This is a genomic window from Acinetobacter sp. GFQ9D191M, from assembly GCF_011174875.1.
Lineage (GTDB): Bacteria > Pseudomonadota > Gammaproteobacteria > Pseudomonadales > Moraxellaceae > Acinetobacter.
In genome coordinates, this window is the sequence record NZ_JAALGV010000052.1 from 223 (window position 1) to 16,794 (window position 16,572).

Sequence of the window (16,572 nt, forward strand, 5' to 3'; positions counted from 1 at the left end):
ATCGTGGATGCCACGGAAATTCCAATCCAAAGGCCTAAAAAAACAGAAGAAAAGCTATAGCGGCAAGAAAAAGACCCATACCTTTAAAGTACAGGCCATGATTCACTACAAAACTCAGCAAATTCTGAGTTTATGTACCAGTCGCGGTGCAGTGCATGATTTCGAGTTGTTCAAACGCAATTTAAACCAGATTCCTTTTGGGGCTTTTATCCTTGCAGATAAAGGCTATCAGGGGATTTATGTGTTGTATCCGAATAGCCTGTTGCCATTAAAAGCCAAAAGACACTGTAAATTGGATCCTGAATTGAAAATCTATAATCAGGAAATCAATAAAAGAAGAATCGGAATAGAGCATGTATTTGGCAGCCTGAAAACCTTCAAAATCCTTGCTGAGCGTTATCGAAATAGAGGTAAAAGGCTTGGTTTGAGATTCAATTTAATCGCTGGAATCTACAACTTGGAACTGAGCAAAAAATGATTTATGAAAGAGATCTATTATTCCTCTAATGGAATTATTTTTCTTTTTACTCGTCCATAAACTATTGTTTATATCGACTGCATATCAAAATCCCTCATGACCTTCTTTAATTCTTTTCATTGATTTTTATGCGATCAATCTTAGTGTTATGAGCGAGTTTTGCTATAGTAAGAGCAATTTCGAATCAACATCAGGACTATATTATGTCAGCGACACCACGCATTGGGATTTTAGGTGCAGGCGGCCGTATGGGACGCATCCTTATTCAGGCGGTGAAAGAAGCCGGTTACCAATTGGCAGCAGCTGTTGAGCGCCCTGAAAGCTCATTGATTGGAGCAGATGCCGGTGAACTGGCTGGTGTAGGGAGCTTGGGTGTAAAGGTTGTCGGCCATCTTGAAGAAGTAGTTAAAGACTGTGACGTAGTGATCGACTTTACTGCGCCTGCTGCGACGGTGAATCATCTTAAAATCTGCCGTGAAAATGGTGTTGCGATCGTGATTGGTACTACTGGTATGAATGACGAACAAAAAGCTTATCTGGATGAATCTGCAAAAGAAACTTCAGTGGTCTATGCAGCGAACTATTCGGTTGGTGTGAACGTTTCGATCAAACTGCTAGAACTTGCCTCTAAAGTCTTTGGTGATACGGTCGATATTGAAGTGATCGAAGCACATCACCGCCATAAAGTGGATGCGCCATCAGGTACAGCTCTCATGATGGGTGAAGCGATTGCTGGAGCACTGGGTCGTGATCTGAAAAAAGATGCGGTATATCACCGTGAAGGACATACGGGTCCACGTGAACGTAAAAGCATTGGTTTTCAGACTATTCGTGGCGGTGATATCGTCGGTGAACATACTGCAATGTTTATTGGGGAAGGCGAACGCGTTGAAATTACACATAAAGCTACCAACCGTATGAACTTTGCAGCCGGTGCCGTACGTGCAGCAGCTTGGGTCGTTGGTCGTGATGCACGTAAATATGACATGAAGGACGTACTTGGTTTTAACGATATTCAAGTATAAATTTTCGTCAAAATCCTATATAAAAATAACTTAAAACTAAAATAAGATGACAATGGAATGAAGAAATTAATATTAATGGCGTGTGCTGTAGCCTTTGCCGCTACAGCACAGTCGACCTCTGTGCAGAATGCCAAACTCAGCATTAATAAAAATAATATTAAAGTCTGGACCTATCAGGATGAGCGGAATCCCGTTTTTCTCTATAAAGCCGAAACCACCTACAATGTCCCGATTGAGAATGCCGTTTCTCTGATTCTGGATGTTGATCATGCAGTGAAATGGGTGCCTTATATGGGCAGTATCAAGGTACTGTCGCGTGATGATAAAAAAGGTGATTTTACCCTGTATATGGTGCTGGATTTTCCATTCCCTTTAAAAGATCGTGATCTGATTGTGCAGGGTAAAATGATCAAGGATGCAAATGGTCAGATCACCATTAAGAATAAAGCGATTCAGACTGGGTATGCCCTAAATCCGAATTATGTACGTTTGACTGATTATCAGGGAGACTGGACTTTCCAGAAACTGGCCAATAACAAGGTCAAGGTATCGACTTATGGCTATGCCAATCCTGAAGGTTCAATTCCTTTAACCTTTGTGAATATGTTTGTGCAGCAGCAGCCTTATCAGATGCTGCAAAAAATGAAAACCGAACTGGCTAAACCTGTGATAACGCCTGTGTTACCCGAAGCTTTACGTTAAATAACCAATAAAAAAAGTCCGCATTAGGCGGACTTTTTCTGAAAGAAGTTTTAAGGGCATTGCTGCGTAGTCATATCTTGCTGTGGAACCAGTTTCATTTTAATTAAAACTAAAAGCAAAGCAACAGCACTGAGCCCAGCACCAGCAAATGAAACCGCACTATAGCTAAGTCCCAGATTCAGCACACTGGCACCCGCAATCGCACCCAAAGCATTCCCGAGGTTAAAGGCACCAATATTTACCGAAGAAGCCAGTCCAGGCGCATCATAAGCTACAGACATGACTCGCATCTGTAAAGGTGGAACTACGGCAAAGGCAGCGGCACCCCAGATGATTAATGCCAGACCTGCGCCAACAGCTGTGCTTGCCAGAATCGGAAAGAGCAGCATCATCAGCATGAGCAAGATTAAAAAGCCAATCAGGGTTTTATCTAAGGATAGATCTGCAAACTTGCCACCCAAATGATTACCAATCGAGAAACCTACCCCGATCAACACCAGCATTAAAGTAATCAATGCCGGTGAGGCTTTAGTAAAGCTTTGCAGACTTGGCGCAATATAAGTATAAAGAGCAAACATGGCTCCCGCACTCATTACGGTGGTCAATAAAGCTAAAACAACAGGCAGGCGAGTCAGGACTTGCAGCTCCTGCTTTACATCCGGTTTCTGACTGCTTTGGCCTTCTGGCAAGGCTTTCCATAGGGAGAACATGGTCAACAAACCAAGCAGGGAAATACCTAGAAAAGCCATACGCCAACCAATGTGTTGTCCTATCCAGGTTGCCAGTGGCACCCCGCCAATATTGGCAATGGTCAGGCCCATAAACATCATGGCCACGGCACTGGCCTGTTTATCTTTTGGAACGACACTGGCCGCGACAACCGAACCAATTCCGAAGAAAGCACCATGGTTCAGACTGGTGATGATGCGTGCCCCCATCAGCCCCAGATAATTAGGCGCTAATGTCGCCAGAATATTGCCAATCGTAAAAATCGCCATCAATAAAATGAGAGACTTACGTTTGGAATAACGGCTTAACCAGAGGGTCATTAGCGGTGCACCCAGCATTACCCCTAAGGCATAGGCACTGATTAGCATCCCGGCACGAGGAATAGAAATTTCCAGATCGCGGGCGATTTCTGGCAGAAAACCCATAGGAGAAAATTCAGTGGTACCAATTGCAAAGGCGCCAACCGCCAGTGCAAGCAAAGGAAAATTAATTTTCATGGTTTCTGCTTAGTCCCAGATAGGTGCAAGCTGGTCCGGATCGACTTCGCGCCCATTACACTCCAGGGTGCTGATCAAGGCCATTTCTTCCTGGGTCAGCTGTATCTCCTGCGCTGCCAGATTGGCAAGCAGATGTTCACGTTTGGTTGAAGATGGAATCACCGCAAAGCCTTTTTGTAAGACCCAAGCCAGTGCAATTTGTGCAGTCGAAGCCTGATGCTGGGCAGCAATTCCTTGCAGAACAGGATCATTCAGTACTTTGCCATAAGCCAGTGTCATATAAGAGGTGACATCAATATTCTGAGATTGTAGGAAACTGACCAGACGCTGATTTTGTAAATAAGGACTGAGTTCAATCTGGTTGGTGGCGATATGCTCCAGACCAATCGTATCAATGGCTTGTTGGGTCAGCTCAATATTGAAATTGGACACACCGATATGCTCAGTCAGACCTTGCTGTTTGGCTTCTAATAAAGTCTGCATTAGCTCAGGAATTTGAACGCCTAAACGAGGTGCAGGCCAGTGAATGAGCGTCAGATTGACTGCATCGGTACGCAATTTATGCAGACTCTCTTTGAGGCTTGGAATTAATTTGTCTGGTGCGTAATGATCTGTCCAGATTTTGGTAGTAATAAACAGCTCGTTACGATTAACTTGGCTTTCTGCAATAGCCTGACCCACTTCCGCTTCATTGGCATAAATCTGTGCCGTATCTACAGCGCGATAACCGACTTCCAATGCTGTTTTGACTGAATCAATGACGGTCTGTCCAGACAGGCGAAAGGTACCGACACCAAATTGAGGAACAATATTCATAGCTTTAATCTTTAAGTATTTTCGATGTTAAGTATTGTGTGCTTTTTATTGTTGCGAAAAAATAGCTGAATTTGCAAAATATTATTGACCGAAAATCAACAAAAGAGTGACAAATGAAATCAACGATTGAAGAATTACAGGCTTTTGTCACCATTGTGGATAGTGGTTCTATCGTCATGGCGGCAGAACGTTTGGGACAAACCACTTCGGGTGTCAGTCGGGCGCTGCAACGTCTGGAAAATAAATTAAATGTCACTCTTTTAGAAAGAACCATACGTAAACTCAAACTGACTCAAGAGGGCCAGCTATTTCTAGAAAAGGCACGCAAAATTCTCAATGATCTGGCAGAAGCTGAAGATGCCTTACTGAAATCAGATAGTGATACTTCAGGATTGATTCGGGTCGATTCAGCGACACCTTTTGTACTGCATGTAATCGTGCCGCTAATTCAGGAATTTATGCAGCATTATCCCCACATCGAAATTGAACTAAATAATCATGATCAGGTGATTGATCTGCTGGAACATAAAACCGATGTCGCGATCCGCTTTGGAGAACTGCATGATTCCAGCCTGCATGCCAGATTATTATGCCGCAGCCGTTTGTATATTGTGGCCAGTCCTGAATATTTACAGCAGAAAGGCAGACCGCAATCAGTGGCAGATTTATCGGAGCACACTTTGCTAGGTTTTAGCCAGCCTACGCATTTGAACACCTGGCCGATTCGGCTGGATGGCGAACCTATCATTGTAAAGCCAAAGATTAGAGCACCCAATGGGGAAACGGTTCGTCAATTGGCTTTATATGGGGTGGGTATTACTTGTCTGTCACGCTTTCTGGTCGAGGACGATTTGCAGGCGGGTCGTTTAGAGGCGCTATTTGAAGAGCAGATTGAGCTACATTATCAAAAAATTCATGCGGTCTATTACCGTCAGGAGCATTTGCCTAAACGGGTACATCTATTTATTGAATTTCTGGCTCAGAAGCTGGCTAAATATTTATAAACCAATTATTTGCAAATACAGCCATAAAAAAATCTGCCCTAACATGATGCTAGGGCAGATCTAGATTTACTGATGATTAGTAAAAATTAGAAATCGGCTTTAAGTACAATCCGGTAACGGGCTTTGCCTGAGTGCAGACGTTCAATCGCAGCATTAATTTCCGACATTGGGAATAACTCAATTTGTGGCGCAATATTTTTACGTGCCGCAAATTTTAATAACTGACGTAAAGCTGCTGGTGAACCTGTTGGCGAGCCAGTCACTGATTTAGCACCACCAATCAGTGAACCTGCAGAAATTTGCATGGGTTCCAATGGTAAGCCCAGCATATGTACAGTACCATTTGGTGCCAGTGTTGATAAATAAGCCTGCCAGTCTAGTGTGACATTTACAGTACTCATTAATAGGTCAAATTTACCACGAAGCGGTTTAAGCGCTGCTGGGTCACGACTATTCACTACATGGTCTGCACCCATAGCTTTCAGCTCATCGGTTTTATCCAGATTTGAAGTAAAGGCGGTAATTTCACAACCCCATGCTTTCAACAGCTTGATCGCCATATGTCCCAAACCGCCAATACCAATGACACCGACGTGGTGAATAGCCTGAATCTGATGTTTCAGAATCGGATCAAATACAGTAATCCCGCCACAGAGCAGGGGACCTGCACTTTCTGGGTCCAGATCTTCGGGTAAGGGAATTGCCCATTGCCAGCCAGCACGGACTTTATCCGCAAAACCGCCTGCATGACCGACGATGGTTGCAACCTGACCACCGGTACACAGCACTTGCTGGCCTGAAATACAAGGATCGCAATGTTGGCAGCTTTCCGCAGTCCAGCCAATACCGACACGTTGACCTACTTTTAGACCTTTGGCTTCAGAACCCAGTTGTGTAATGGTTCCAATGACTTCATGTCCGGCCACCACAGGATATACTGAAGATCCCCAGTCATTATTGAGTACTGAAATATCAGAATGGCATAGGCCGCAGTATTCAACTTTCACTTCGACCTGATGCGGCTGAAGTTCACCTGCATCAAATTGATAAGGTTCCAGAGCAGCACCGGCAGACATTGCGGCATAGGCTTGAATAGTATTAGTGGACATAGATTCAGCTCTTATTTGAATGGGAGGATATTGTTTTAAAGTAACAGTGATTTTCATGGTCATCGACCATGCCAACTGCCTGCATAAAGGCATAACAGATCGTAGGACCGACAAACTTAAAGCCTGCTTTTTTTAAGGCTTTGGACATGTTCTGGCTTTCAATGGTTTGTGCCGGAGCCTGACGATAATCTGCCACATCATTATTCAATCGGGGCCGCTGGGCAAAGGACCACAACCATGTGACCACATCAATTTCTTGAGATTTAAGCTGTTGCCAGGCCCGGGCATTATCACGAATCGCAGTCAGTTTACCGATATGCCGAATTAGACTAGCATCTTGCAGTTTTGCGGTGAGTTGCTCATCTGTAAAAGAAGCAATCGTTTCAATCGAATATTGAAAGAAATGTTTGCGATAAGATTCACGTTTTCTGAGTACAGTAATCCAGGCTAAACCGGCTTGCTGCCCTTCCAGACACAGCATTTCAAATAGGCGTTTTTCATCATGCAGCGCCTGTCCCCATTCCTGATCATGGTAGGCAGTATAGAGGGGATCATTAGAGCACCAGCCACAGCGTTGGATCGTCAAGGGATGCTCCTTTTTTGATTATCTTATAATTTAAATGTCGTCCACTGATCTTGCTGATTATCCCAGTAGGAGAGTTCTGCCTGCTGCAGATCACTGAACTGGATCCACATATCCTTACCACTTTTGTCGGCATAACCGGTACTGATCAGAAGCGCCTCTTCGGTAATTTCCATGATCCAGCCCTGATAGGTCTGGCCATTGAGCACGATTTTCTGTTGATTGCCTGATTCTGCAAATTCGACCAGACGGTTGATCAACGCTTCTGACATGTAAACTTCCTAAAATTAACGTAAATATGGATAAGGGTTAACGACACCACGGCCCTTACCACTTAAATAAAGACCATAGTGCAGATGTGGCGCAGTATGCCGGGCATTGCCAGTATTACCGACATAACCAATGACATCGCCCTTTTTGACATAGTCACCAACTTTCAGGCCACGCTTATGACCATCCAGATGTGCATAATAATGCCAGGCACCACCTGGACCCAGAATCCAGACTACTTTACCACCCAAATTGTTATTCCGTAAATCCGCGATCAGACCAGGCGTCGCACTACGAACCTTGGTTCCACGTGGAGCCAGAATATCAATGCCCTCATGCAAACGGCCACTACTACGCGAAGCTCCCCAAGTATCTTTCAATTCACGAGCCTGAACCCGATCTACCGGAATCGGCAGAGAAGAGGGCATACGCATATGATTCAGTTTTTTGACCAGTGCCGGATTAAGTTGAACCGCAGAAGGATGTTTCGGTGCGCTACTACACGCCACCAGAAATAACATCACCAAAGAAAGCCCGACAAACGCAAGAGAATGGCGCAAAATATTTATCCTTAAATGAGGCCAGTATGATTCTTCTTGTTCCAGACTATGTCATAAATTTACGGTAGAAATCAATTTTTTCATGGCGGTTGGAATACCTGCATTGACCGCAGTTTCCGGGTTCATCCAGAAGCCCTGTAACTCAATCGCCAGATGTTCCTGCTGATCTGCATCGACTGCAAAAACCATGGCTTCAAGCTGCCAGGTAAAATGGGTGAAACTGTGGCTGATCTGGATCTTTTGTACGAGATTTTTCAGACCCAGTTGCTGGCACAGTTGTTCAAATGTATGAGTGTCTTCAATAATTGGCAGACACCAAAGCCCGCCCCAAAGACCACTATTAGGACGTTGCTGCCATAGCCATTCATCACCTGACTGGATCAACAGCACTTGAGCTGCTTTGACCGGTACCGGCTTTTTGGCTTTTTTAAAGGGCAATTCATTTTCCAGACCCTGTTGATGTGCCTTGCAATGTTGCTGCATTGGACAATACAGGCATAAAGGCTTTTTCGGAGCACAGACGGTCGCACCGAGATCCATAATCGCCTGGGTATAGTCATGATTCCGTTCAACCGGGCAAAGCTGTTCAGCAAGCTCCCACAAGGCACGTTCATGAACCGGTTTAGACAGATCATCTTCGATCGCAAAAAATCGTGCCAGCACCCGTTTGACATTACCATCCATGATCACGCCGTACTGACGTAAACCCAAAGACATTAAGGCTCCCGCGGTTGAGCGGCCAATGCCGGGCAGGGCGATCCATTCTTCCAGGCTCGTCGGGAAATGCCCCTGCCTTGCTACAATACCGGCTGCCTTATGCAAATTGCGGGCACGGGCATAATAGCCCAGCCCAGCCCAATAGGGTGCGACTTCATCCCAAGAAGCTGTACCTAAGTCCTGTACTGTCGGAAAACGTTGAATAAACCGCTCAAAATATTGCAGCACGGTTTTGACCTGAGTCTGCTGTAGCATGATTTCAGAGACCCAGACCTTATAGGGATCATCAGCCACTTGCCACGGCAAATCATGACGGCCATGCACATCAAACCATTCTAAAAGGGCATCTGAAAATACAAACATGAAGATAGAACAAACTGGAAAACGAGGCCTAGTATAACTGAAGAGACCCAGCTAAAAGATGAAAAGTCTGCTAAAACAGCAAGACTGAAAAAGAGTAAAAATGAATAAATGGAAGGGACAAGTGAACACTTCGAAAAGCATTCACTCGGGAAAAAAATTTAAATTCTTATTCTTCAATGCCCCAGCGTGCATCCAGCTTTAATACCTTGCCTTCATAACGTGGGATAATATGAATGTGTAAATGTTCTGATTTTTCCTGAAATACTTCGCCATCATTAAACCCGACATGAAAACCGGAAGGCTGATAGCGTAATTGCAATTCATTACGAGCCTGTTCAAGTAAGGACATCATGCTCTTACGTTCTTTATCTGTGATTTCAAAAAATGACGCCACATGACGTAATGGAGTAACTATATAATGTCCTTTGGACAGGGAGTTGGGTTCAGGTAACACGACAGCAAAATCATTTTTAGCCAGAATATCGTATTCGTCAAAATTACAGTACGGGCAGTTATTTTCAGTCATGATATTGGCTCCTTTCATTGAATTTATTTTTTTCATGTATGACCCAGCTCGATCATGAGCCGGATCAATTTATCTGTTATTAGGCGAGTTGTCGTGCTAGTAATTCATACATGGCAGCCAAACTTTGTTTCTCTGCTTCAGCATTGTAGCCCAGATCGACACCATTGGCCTTGGCGCGCTCATCCGCCAGCGGGTTACTGAATCCATGCTTGGCATTTTCAAATACAATCACATTATGCTCGACCTTAGCCGCCTGCATTTCTTCTTTAAAGCTGGCGACATCATCCAGGCTCACCATACTGTCCTTTTCGCCATGTAGGACCAGAATTTCTGCCTGTACCTGGCCTTCCTGTGCAGGTGCTTTAGGAGACAGGTTGGCATGGAAAGTAGCCACAGCTTTTAACGGTGCATTTGAGCGAGCCAGATCCAGAGCCACTTTACCACCGTAGCAGAAACCAATCGCAGCCAGTTTTTCCGGATTGACTTCATCCTGTGCCGCCAAAGTATCTAAAGCAGCTTTCGCACGGTTCACGATAGTGTCCGGATCTTCAAACGTCTGCATCATCCATTGATAGGCCTGATCAGAGTTGGTGGTTACTTTCTTGTCACCATACATATCAATTGCCAGCGCGGCATACCCATGTTCCGCCAGTTCACGGGCACGCTGTTCAGTATAGTCATTGCGGCCCCACCATTCGGGTGCCACGATAACACCGGCTACAGGTGCATCAGTTTCCGGTGCGGCAAAATAACCAATCAAAGTGCTGCCATCCTGCGCAGTATATTGAATTTCGCGGGTCTTGATTGCTGCCATGCTGAAGTCCTCTATTGTTGTTGAATATTTTGATTAAACTATAAAATAGCAAAACTGCTATGAATATACATGAAAAGCTCCAACTAATTCGTTTCTCATCAGTACAAAAAAAGAGAGGCAAATAATTTGCCTCTCTTTTTAACTTTTACAATTAAAGGAATTTTTATTTAATAATTTCCAGTAATTCGATATCAAAAATCAGGGTACTATTTGGTTCAATGATATCTCCCGAACCAATCTGTCCATAGGCCAGATCAGCGGGGATAAAGAAGCGGTATTTAGCACCGACTTTCATCAGCTGTAAGCCTTCTGTCCAGCCAGTAATCACTTGGGTGGTACGGAAATCGACTGGCTGCTGGCGGGCAATCGAACTGTCAAAAACGGTACCATCAATCAGGCGACCTTCATAATGCACACGGACATTACTGTTAGCACTTGGTGATTTCCCTTTACCTTCTTTCAGTACCAGGTATTGCAGACCAGATTTGGTAGTTTTAACGCCTGGCTTTTTCGCATTTTCCTGCAAGAATGCTTTGCCAGCTTTGGCATTTTCTTCAGCTTTCTGTTTCAGCACAATCAGTTCTTTGGCATCACTTTGACGTTTATACTGAGTCAGCACTTGGGTCATTTCTTCATCGCTTAAACTGGATTTTTGTCCAGCAGCGGCTGTCTTTAAGCCCTGGCTAAATGCATCTAAATCAAGATCCTTTAAAGTGTCTGCATTACTGCGACCCATCAGATAACCAAAGCTGTAGCCAATCTTCTCAGCTTCACTACTTGTATTATTGATCTCTTTAGCAAAAAGGCTGCCTGAACTGAGCAGCAAAACCATTAAACTGATTTGTATTTTCATTATCAATTCTCAAAAATAAAGGAGAGCTGGTCGCTCTCCCTATTTGTATTATTTTACTTCGATTAATTCCACATCAAAAATCAAAGTGCTATGCGGAGGAATCGTACCAGGGACACCCTGTTCACCATAACCCAGATTTGACGGAATATATAGAGTTGCCTTACCGCCTTCTTTCATCAGCTGCAGACCTTCAGTCCAGCCTGGAATGACTTGATTTAATGGAAACTCGATCGGTTCACCGCGTTCTACTGAACTGTCAAATACAGTGCCATCTACCAGTTTACCAGTGTAATGTACTTTCACAATTGAAGAGGCTTTTGGCTGTTTACCTGTACCTTCTTTCGTGACTTGGTACTGTAAGCCGGAAGCAGTTGTTTTAATACCTGCTTTTTTCGCATTTTCAGTCAGGAAAGTATCACTTGAAGCTTGAGCCTGTTTTGCACTATCAAGCTGCTTTTGTTGCATTTCTTTCTGGAACTGCTCATAAGCTGCCTGTAATTCTTCTTCCGTATAGGCAGGTGCAGAACGCGCATGTCCTTCACGTACACCGGTCACAAAACTGTTAATGTCCAGCTCAGGAGGAGTCTGATGCGCCACTTCATAACCGAGTGCATAGCTGATTTTAGAGACAGCAGAGGCATCTTTAGATGCTTTTGTAGTTTGAGTAGCAGGGTTTTGAGTTGCATAGTAAACAGGTACTAGCGCGGCACCGCCTAAAAGAACAGCGACGGCAATCGGTAAGGCCTTACTCATGTATTTGTCCAATCTAATGTTATCGTTGAGGTTCAGTCCATCTTAGCAGAAAATTTTAAGAAATCTTGTAGAACGGGTGGTTTTTTAGCAAGCAAACATCGCCGTTTGGTAGAGTTTTATTTTAGCTTTTAATCATTGTTCGAGAATGTCTAGCAACAATGATTGTCACAACTAAAAGTATCTTTTGCAAAGAACTTAGTAGGAAAATAAGCCTTTTTCTAAAGGAAATTCAATTCCAATCGATGCACCGCCATCATTACCATATAGGTCTGAATTACTGATCCAGCCATTTAATTTTAGTGGAATATCGGGACGTAGATAATGGGTCCAGCTCACATCAACAGCTTTTAAATTATCTTGCGCTGGAAAAGCTAAATTAGTAGTTCGGGTGGATTCATTCAACTTGGCAAACAGTACTCGTGCATTAACACGATTCAGGCGATCGAAACGAATATCACCACCCACAGAAATCATTTGACCATCACCACCCATCGCATGCGCTAATGGGTAACCATGCTGGTAAAAACCATCGGTATATACACTGTGATTATAAGAAATACCTTGGGCTTTGCCATTAGTACGGGTGTCTGCCCATTCGGTATATAGCTGAAAAGGCATATTATTATAGCTAGAGGAATAATCGACTCCAGCCAAATACATTTTTTTGGCCGGTAAGCCGCCGGCTTCATCTTCACCAACATATTGTGCATACATTCCCATTGGGACTTGTAGCAATGGTTGTAGATTTAAGCGTGCATCAAAACCCGCAATTTGATTTGATGGATCAGGTTCACCTGTGCCGCCATTGTCTTTATTCCCGACAAAAGCATCCCAAATTGAACTCAGGCTTTCAGGTCGTCCTTCTCCCCCCATTGAATAGCTCGCGAAGCACCCAGTTCCAAATAAGGCAAAGGTAAACCAATCAACTTAGCATCAGGTACAGCATCGTAGTCATCTAGTTGTCCGGCAAAGGCTTGATATTGCCATGGCCCAATCCAGGACAGCCATTTGCTGCTAAAAGCAGTCTGTTCTGCCCGCTGCGCAGTAATGCCATAGATTGGGCGGCTAGCATCACCACGAATTAAACTACCGTCATGCGCAGGGCCCCAATAGGTTGGAATTTGCCCTGCGATGAGCCATTGATTCCAAAGCTTGGCTGCAATGTACGAACCTTCAATATTGACATCTTGGTCATGGTCAATCTGTGGGTCTTTTTCTGCATTGACTCGAATTTTAGCATCCCAGTGCTGATTACCAGCATTGAGCTCTAAACCTGCTTGATATTGTGCTTTTTGTTGGTCGCCAAAGGCTTGTGGAATATGCTTTTGATCTGTTTCTGCAAAAAAAGAGGCTTTGAGCAGTTGGTTATTGGCACTTAAATGTGCCACCACTGCATCTATGACTTTTTGCTGATTGGTATTGCTGACTTTGGCTTGAGAAAGTGCACGTTGAATTTCATCACCACTCATAGGCCAAGTTGAAGTACTGATTTGAATAACACCTTGCTGATTTAGCCAGTTTAAATCGGTACGTAAGTTTTGGTCGTTTAAGACAATGCCTTGGGCAAAGCTTAAGGATGAGCTTAATGCCAGTGTTACCAGCAGTGCTTTAGGTGCAATCATTCTTATACATTCTCAGGGTTTATATAATGTAACCAACATAGGTTTTTACGTGGTTTTTTGCAATGTGAATTGTTGAGTAGTGTTGTAAATTTCAAAAGAAAATTCTTATGTAAATGGTGGAGTTCCTCCCTTTTTAAAGGGAGGCTAGGAGGGATTATCAGCGTGTCGACTTAAAATCACATTTTCAATGGTTTGGATGACTGCATCGAGTTCATGTAAAATTTGTAAATTATTGAATCTTAAAATAGTTAAATTTAATTGTGCCAAAACCTGATCACGCAATAGATCGTACTTTAAGCCTTTTTCGTTTAAATGTTGGCTGCCATCACATTCAATAATTAAATTTGCCGCAGGACAGTAAAAATCTACAATAAAATTCAAAATAGGCTTTTGCCGATAAAACTGTAAGCCTAAGATTTGTTTTTGGCGCAGTCGTAACCAGAGTTTCTGCTCGGCTTCGGTCATATTGTTTCTTAACTGTCGTGCGTTATGTTTTAAATTTTTATTATAAGGTTGCATGGTTTTTTATTCTTTGTTTTAAAAAGTGGTTTATTTTTAATTAGCTTTCTTGTGACATACATAGCTCATCTTTTTAGATTTTTTTAATCCCCCTCCATCCCCCTTTTTCAAAGGGGGAAGCTAGCACGAGCATATAGCTCACCTTTTTCAAAGGGGAGGCTAGCACAAGCAGAGGCTTTGTAATGAAACATTCCTCCCTTTTTTAAAGGGAGGTTAGGAGGGATTTTAACGTTGGTGGCTTTTGCTATATATAGCTCACGTTTTAGATTTTTTAATCCCCTCCTTACGCCATATATGGCTCACCTTTTTTCAAGGGGGAGGCTAGCACGAGCATATAACTCACCTTTGCAAAGGCTGGGGAATATCGGGACGGTGGGCTGATTTTAGCCCACCGATCACTTCGAATTAATCATCATCCTTATTGGCTTTATAGGCATAAGCATAGTTATAGCCATAGCCATAACCGCCCGCTTCACGTTGAATATCATTTAAAATAAAGCCGTTGACTTTCACGCCAGTTTGTTCAAAGCGGTTGACAGTCAGTTCAAGCTCTTTCATTTGCGTCTTGGCATAACGTGCCACCACTAAATTCACACCTGCATATTGTGAAATAATAATCCCATCGGTGACGGAAAGAACTGGCGGGGTATCAATCAGAATATGGTCAAACTGGCTCGACAAGTGCGTGAGCATGTCTGCAAATTTTTGCGTACTCAACAACTCTGAAGGATTGGCAGGGCTTTTGCCGCGACTGATGATGCTTAAATTTTCAACTTCAGTACTGCGTACAATGCTGCCTAACTCTTGCTGACCATTCAGGTATTCGGTTAAGCCAGGCTTAGGGTCATAATTAAAGTATTTGTGCATATAACCACGACGTAAATCGGCATCAATCAATAATACGCGCTTATCACTTTGCGCCAAAATAGTCGCTAAGTTAGTTGAAATAAACGATTTACCCAATTCTGGTGCAGGGCCAGAAATCATAATGATATTGTTTTTGGCACTGCTTAAGGCAAAGTGAATGGCAGTACGCATGCTGCGCAGGCTTTCAATGGCAATATCATTACTATTTTTAACCGCAAGAATAGGAATATTCTTTTTCTTTTTCAGAATTTTAATAAGGCTTTCTTGCACAGGTGAATGTGGCACAGTGGCATAAACAGGTAAATCCAGTTCATTTTCAATTTGATTCGAGTCTTTAATACCTGAGCGCAACATATTACGCAGTAAGGCCAACAATGTGCCCAGAAAACCACCCAAGAAAACGGACAAAATCAGAATTTGTAATTTTTTTGGTTTAATTGGCTCAATCGGCTCTACCGCAGTATCGACAATACGCACATTGCCAATTTCACCTGCTTTAGCAATCCGCAGTTGTTGGTAAGAGTTAAGCAAGCCTGTATACAGCTGTTGTTTGACTTCTACTTCACGGAACAGTTGTAAATATTGGCGTTGTAATTCTGGTAAGCGTTTGAGCGTGCCGTCTAACTCTGCAATGCGTTTGTTAATTGCCCCCAGTTGCGCATTCATTTGCTGCATGACAGGGTGTTCGTTGGTGTACTTGGCCGCAGCTTCAGCCACTTGTTGCTCTAACTGCGCTTTTTGGGTTTCCAAAGTAATACTTTGGGTTAAATACAACTCAGATTCTTTGGTCACATCGACTGTATTAAACTGTTGGCGGAAACGGTTAAATTCACGTTCTGCCACATCTAATTGTTGTTTCAGTTCTGGGAGTTGGTCTTCCAAAAACTTTAAGGTCTGTGCTGTTTCTGCACTACGACGCTCAATATTTTGTTGGCTATACGCTGCTAAAATGGCATTCAGTACTTGGGTAATGTGTTGTTTGTCTGACCCTTGGTAATTCAGCCCCAACACGCCTGTTAACTTGCCTTTTTCTGCTACTGAATAGTTGGCAGTTAAGCTTTTCATGGCAGCAGGCAGGCTTTGCTTTTGGATGTTATAGGCAGTGTTAAAGCTGTCTTGACTAAAAATTGCGACTTTCCACAGCCCAAATTCAGACTGTAATTGACTGGCTTGGTTTAAAGGTGCAGAAAAAACCACCTGTTCGGTTGCTGCATCGGTTAGGCTGTATTTGCCTTGTGCAAATTTTAAAATTAATTTTTTATCTTGAAAATATTGCGGGATATCGAACTGGCGGATATCAAAACTTTTTTGATTGTCTTTAAATAGCACTGACTGAGATGAATATTCACTGTCATATTCATGCTTGGCAATTAAACGATTCCAGAAACTGTCTTCTGTACCCGAAACGCGAATATTTAAATTTAGATGATCAATCACGCTGCCCAACACCAAACGTGATTTTAAAATTTCAATTTCAGCTTGTGCAGGTGATTTCTGCTCAATCATATTGGACAGATCACCCAATAACGCTGCAGAGGCACCTTTGCTGTCTTCGACCTGTACTAAGGCATCTACTGCATAGGTGTCTGGTGTGGTTCTTAAATACAGTAAAGCGCAGACTACACTGAGTAGAACGCAAAGAATAATCAGTTTCCATTGTGCGATTAAGGAGAAAAATAATTCCTTTAAATCAATGGTGTCTTCGGTGTTGGCGGTTTGGCTCATAGTTTAAATATCAAAAAAAGTAGAATTTTAAAAAAAGCTG

The 16,572-nt window shown here is 43.2% G+C and carries 17 protein-coding genes and 1 pseudogene; 4 read left to right on the plus strand and 14 right to left on the minus strand.

Going from position 1 to position 16,572, the window contains the following annotated elements; all coding sequences use genetic code 11:
* The 3 genes from G5T77_RS08540 to G5T77_RS08550 form a co-directional block, all read left to right on the plus strand.
* A partial coding sequence (locus G5T77_RS08540; protein ID WP_252719417.1) for a transposase family protein occupies positions 1–478 on the plus strand: 478 nt, incomplete at its 5' end.
* A 203-nt stretch (positions 479–681) separates the two neighbouring features.
* On the plus strand, positions 682–1,503 hold the full coding sequence (gene dapB, locus G5T77_RS08545) for a 4-hydroxy-tetrahydrodipicolinate reductase (RefSeq protein ID WP_166135388.1): 822 nt from the start codon (positions 682–684) through the stop codon (positions 1,501–1,503).
* 57 nt (positions 1,504–1,560) lie between these two features.
* Complete coding sequence (locus G5T77_RS08550; RefSeq protein ID WP_166135385.1) at positions 1,561–2,205, plus strand: START domain-containing protein; 645 nt, start codon at positions 1,561–1,563, stop codon at positions 2,203–2,205.
* Between the two features lie 50 nt (positions 2,206–2,255).
* Here G5T77_RS08550 and G5T77_RS08555 read toward each other — a convergent pair whose 3' ends face one another.
* On the minus strand, positions 2,256–3,431 hold the full coding sequence (locus G5T77_RS08555) for an MFS transporter (protein WP_166135382.1): 1,176 nt from the start codon (positions 3,429–3,431) through the stop codon (positions 2,256–2,258).
* A gap of 9 nt (positions 3,432–3,440) precedes the next feature.
* Complete coding sequence (gene dkgB / locus G5T77_RS08560; protein ID WP_166135379.1) at positions 3,441–4,247, minus strand: 2,5-didehydrogluconate reductase DkgB; 807 nt, start codon at positions 4,245–4,247, stop codon at positions 3,441–3,443.
* 113 nt (positions 4,248–4,360) lie between these two features.
* Here dkgB and G5T77_RS08565 point away from each other — a divergent pair, with 113 nt between their 5' ends.
* On the plus strand, positions 4,361–5,251 hold the full coding sequence (locus G5T77_RS08565; RefSeq protein WP_166135376.1) for a LysR family transcriptional regulator: 891 nt from the start codon (positions 4,361–4,363) through the stop codon (positions 5,249–5,251).
* Positions 5,252–5,337: 86 nt separating this feature from the next.
* Here the strand turns inward: G5T77_RS08565 and G5T77_RS08570 are convergent, their stop codons facing one another.
* The 12 genes and pseudogenes from G5T77_RS08570 to G5T77_RS08625 all read right to left on the minus strand — a co-directional run bounded on the left by G5T77_RS08570 (position 5,338) and on the right by G5T77_RS08625 (position 16,532).
* Positions 5,338–6,360, minus strand: a complete 1,023-nt coding sequence (locus G5T77_RS08570; RefSeq protein ID WP_166135373.1) for an NAD(P)-dependent alcohol dehydrogenase — start codon at positions 6,358–6,360, stop codon at positions 5,338–5,340.
* Between the two features lie 4 nt (positions 6,361–6,364).
* Complete coding sequence (locus tag G5T77_RS08575; protein ID WP_166135369.1) at positions 6,365–6,946, minus strand: DNA-3-methyladenine glycosylase I; 582 nt, start codon at positions 6,944–6,946, stop codon at positions 6,365–6,367.
* A 23-nt stretch (positions 6,947–6,969) separates the two neighbouring features.
* Complete coding sequence (locus G5T77_RS08580; protein WP_004780440.1) at positions 6,970–7,215, minus strand: hypothetical protein; 246 nt, start codon at positions 7,213–7,215, stop codon at positions 6,970–6,972.
* A gap of 15 nt (positions 7,216–7,230) precedes the next feature.
* Complete coding sequence (locus tag G5T77_RS08585; RefSeq protein ID WP_034704894.1) at positions 7,231–7,773, minus strand: M23 family metallopeptidase; 543 nt, start codon at positions 7,771–7,773, stop codon at positions 7,231–7,233.
* A gap of 51 nt (positions 7,774–7,824) precedes the next feature.
* A complete protein-coding gene (gene mutY, locus G5T77_RS08590; protein ID WP_171521888.1) occupies positions 7,825–8,859 on the minus strand; it encodes an A/G-specific adenine glycosylase in 1,035 nt (344 codons plus the stop codon).
* A gap of 160 nt (positions 8,860–9,019) precedes the next feature.
* Entirely contained in the window at positions 9,020–9,379 is a 360-nt protein-coding gene (locus G5T77_RS08595; protein WP_166135363.1) for an HIT domain-containing protein, read from the minus strand.
* Positions 9,380–9,458: 79 nt separating this feature from the next.
* Positions 9,459–10,193: a dienelactone hydrolase family protein gene (locus G5T77_RS08600; RefSeq protein WP_159124503.1), complete on the minus strand. Its 735-nt coding sequence runs from the start codon at positions 10,191–10,193 to the stop codon at positions 9,459–9,461.
* 163 nt (positions 10,194–10,356) lie between these two features.
* Positions 10,357–11,046: an FKBP-type peptidyl-prolyl cis-trans isomerase gene (locus G5T77_RS08605; RefSeq protein ID WP_005233205.1), complete on the minus strand. Its 690-nt coding sequence runs from the start codon at positions 11,044–11,046 to the stop codon at positions 10,357–10,359.
* A gap of 48 nt (positions 11,047–11,094) precedes the next feature.
* Positions 11,095–11,799 carry an FKBP-type peptidyl-prolyl cis-trans isomerase gene (locus tag G5T77_RS08610; protein ID WP_125279709.1) on the minus strand — a complete coding sequence of 235 codons (705 nt, stop codon included), beginning with the start codon at positions 11,797–11,799 and terminating at the stop codon, positions 11,095–11,097.
* A gap of 195 nt (positions 11,800–11,994) precedes the next feature.
* Positions 11,995–13,421: pseudogene (locus G5T77_RS08615) on the minus strand (capsule assembly Wzi family protein).
* Positions 13,422–13,565: 144 nt separating this feature from the next.
* On the minus strand, positions 13,566–13,940 hold the full coding sequence (locus G5T77_RS08620; RefSeq protein WP_166135360.1) for an endonuclease domain-containing protein: 375 nt from the start codon (positions 13,938–13,940) through the stop codon (positions 13,566–13,568).
* Between the two features lie 405 nt (positions 13,941–14,345).
* Complete coding sequence (locus G5T77_RS08625) at positions 14,346–16,532, minus strand: polysaccharide biosynthesis tyrosine autokinase (RefSeq protein ID WP_166135357.1); 2,187 nt, start codon at positions 16,530–16,532, stop codon at positions 14,346–14,348.
* Between the last annotated feature and the right edge of the window lie 40 nt (positions 16,533–16,572).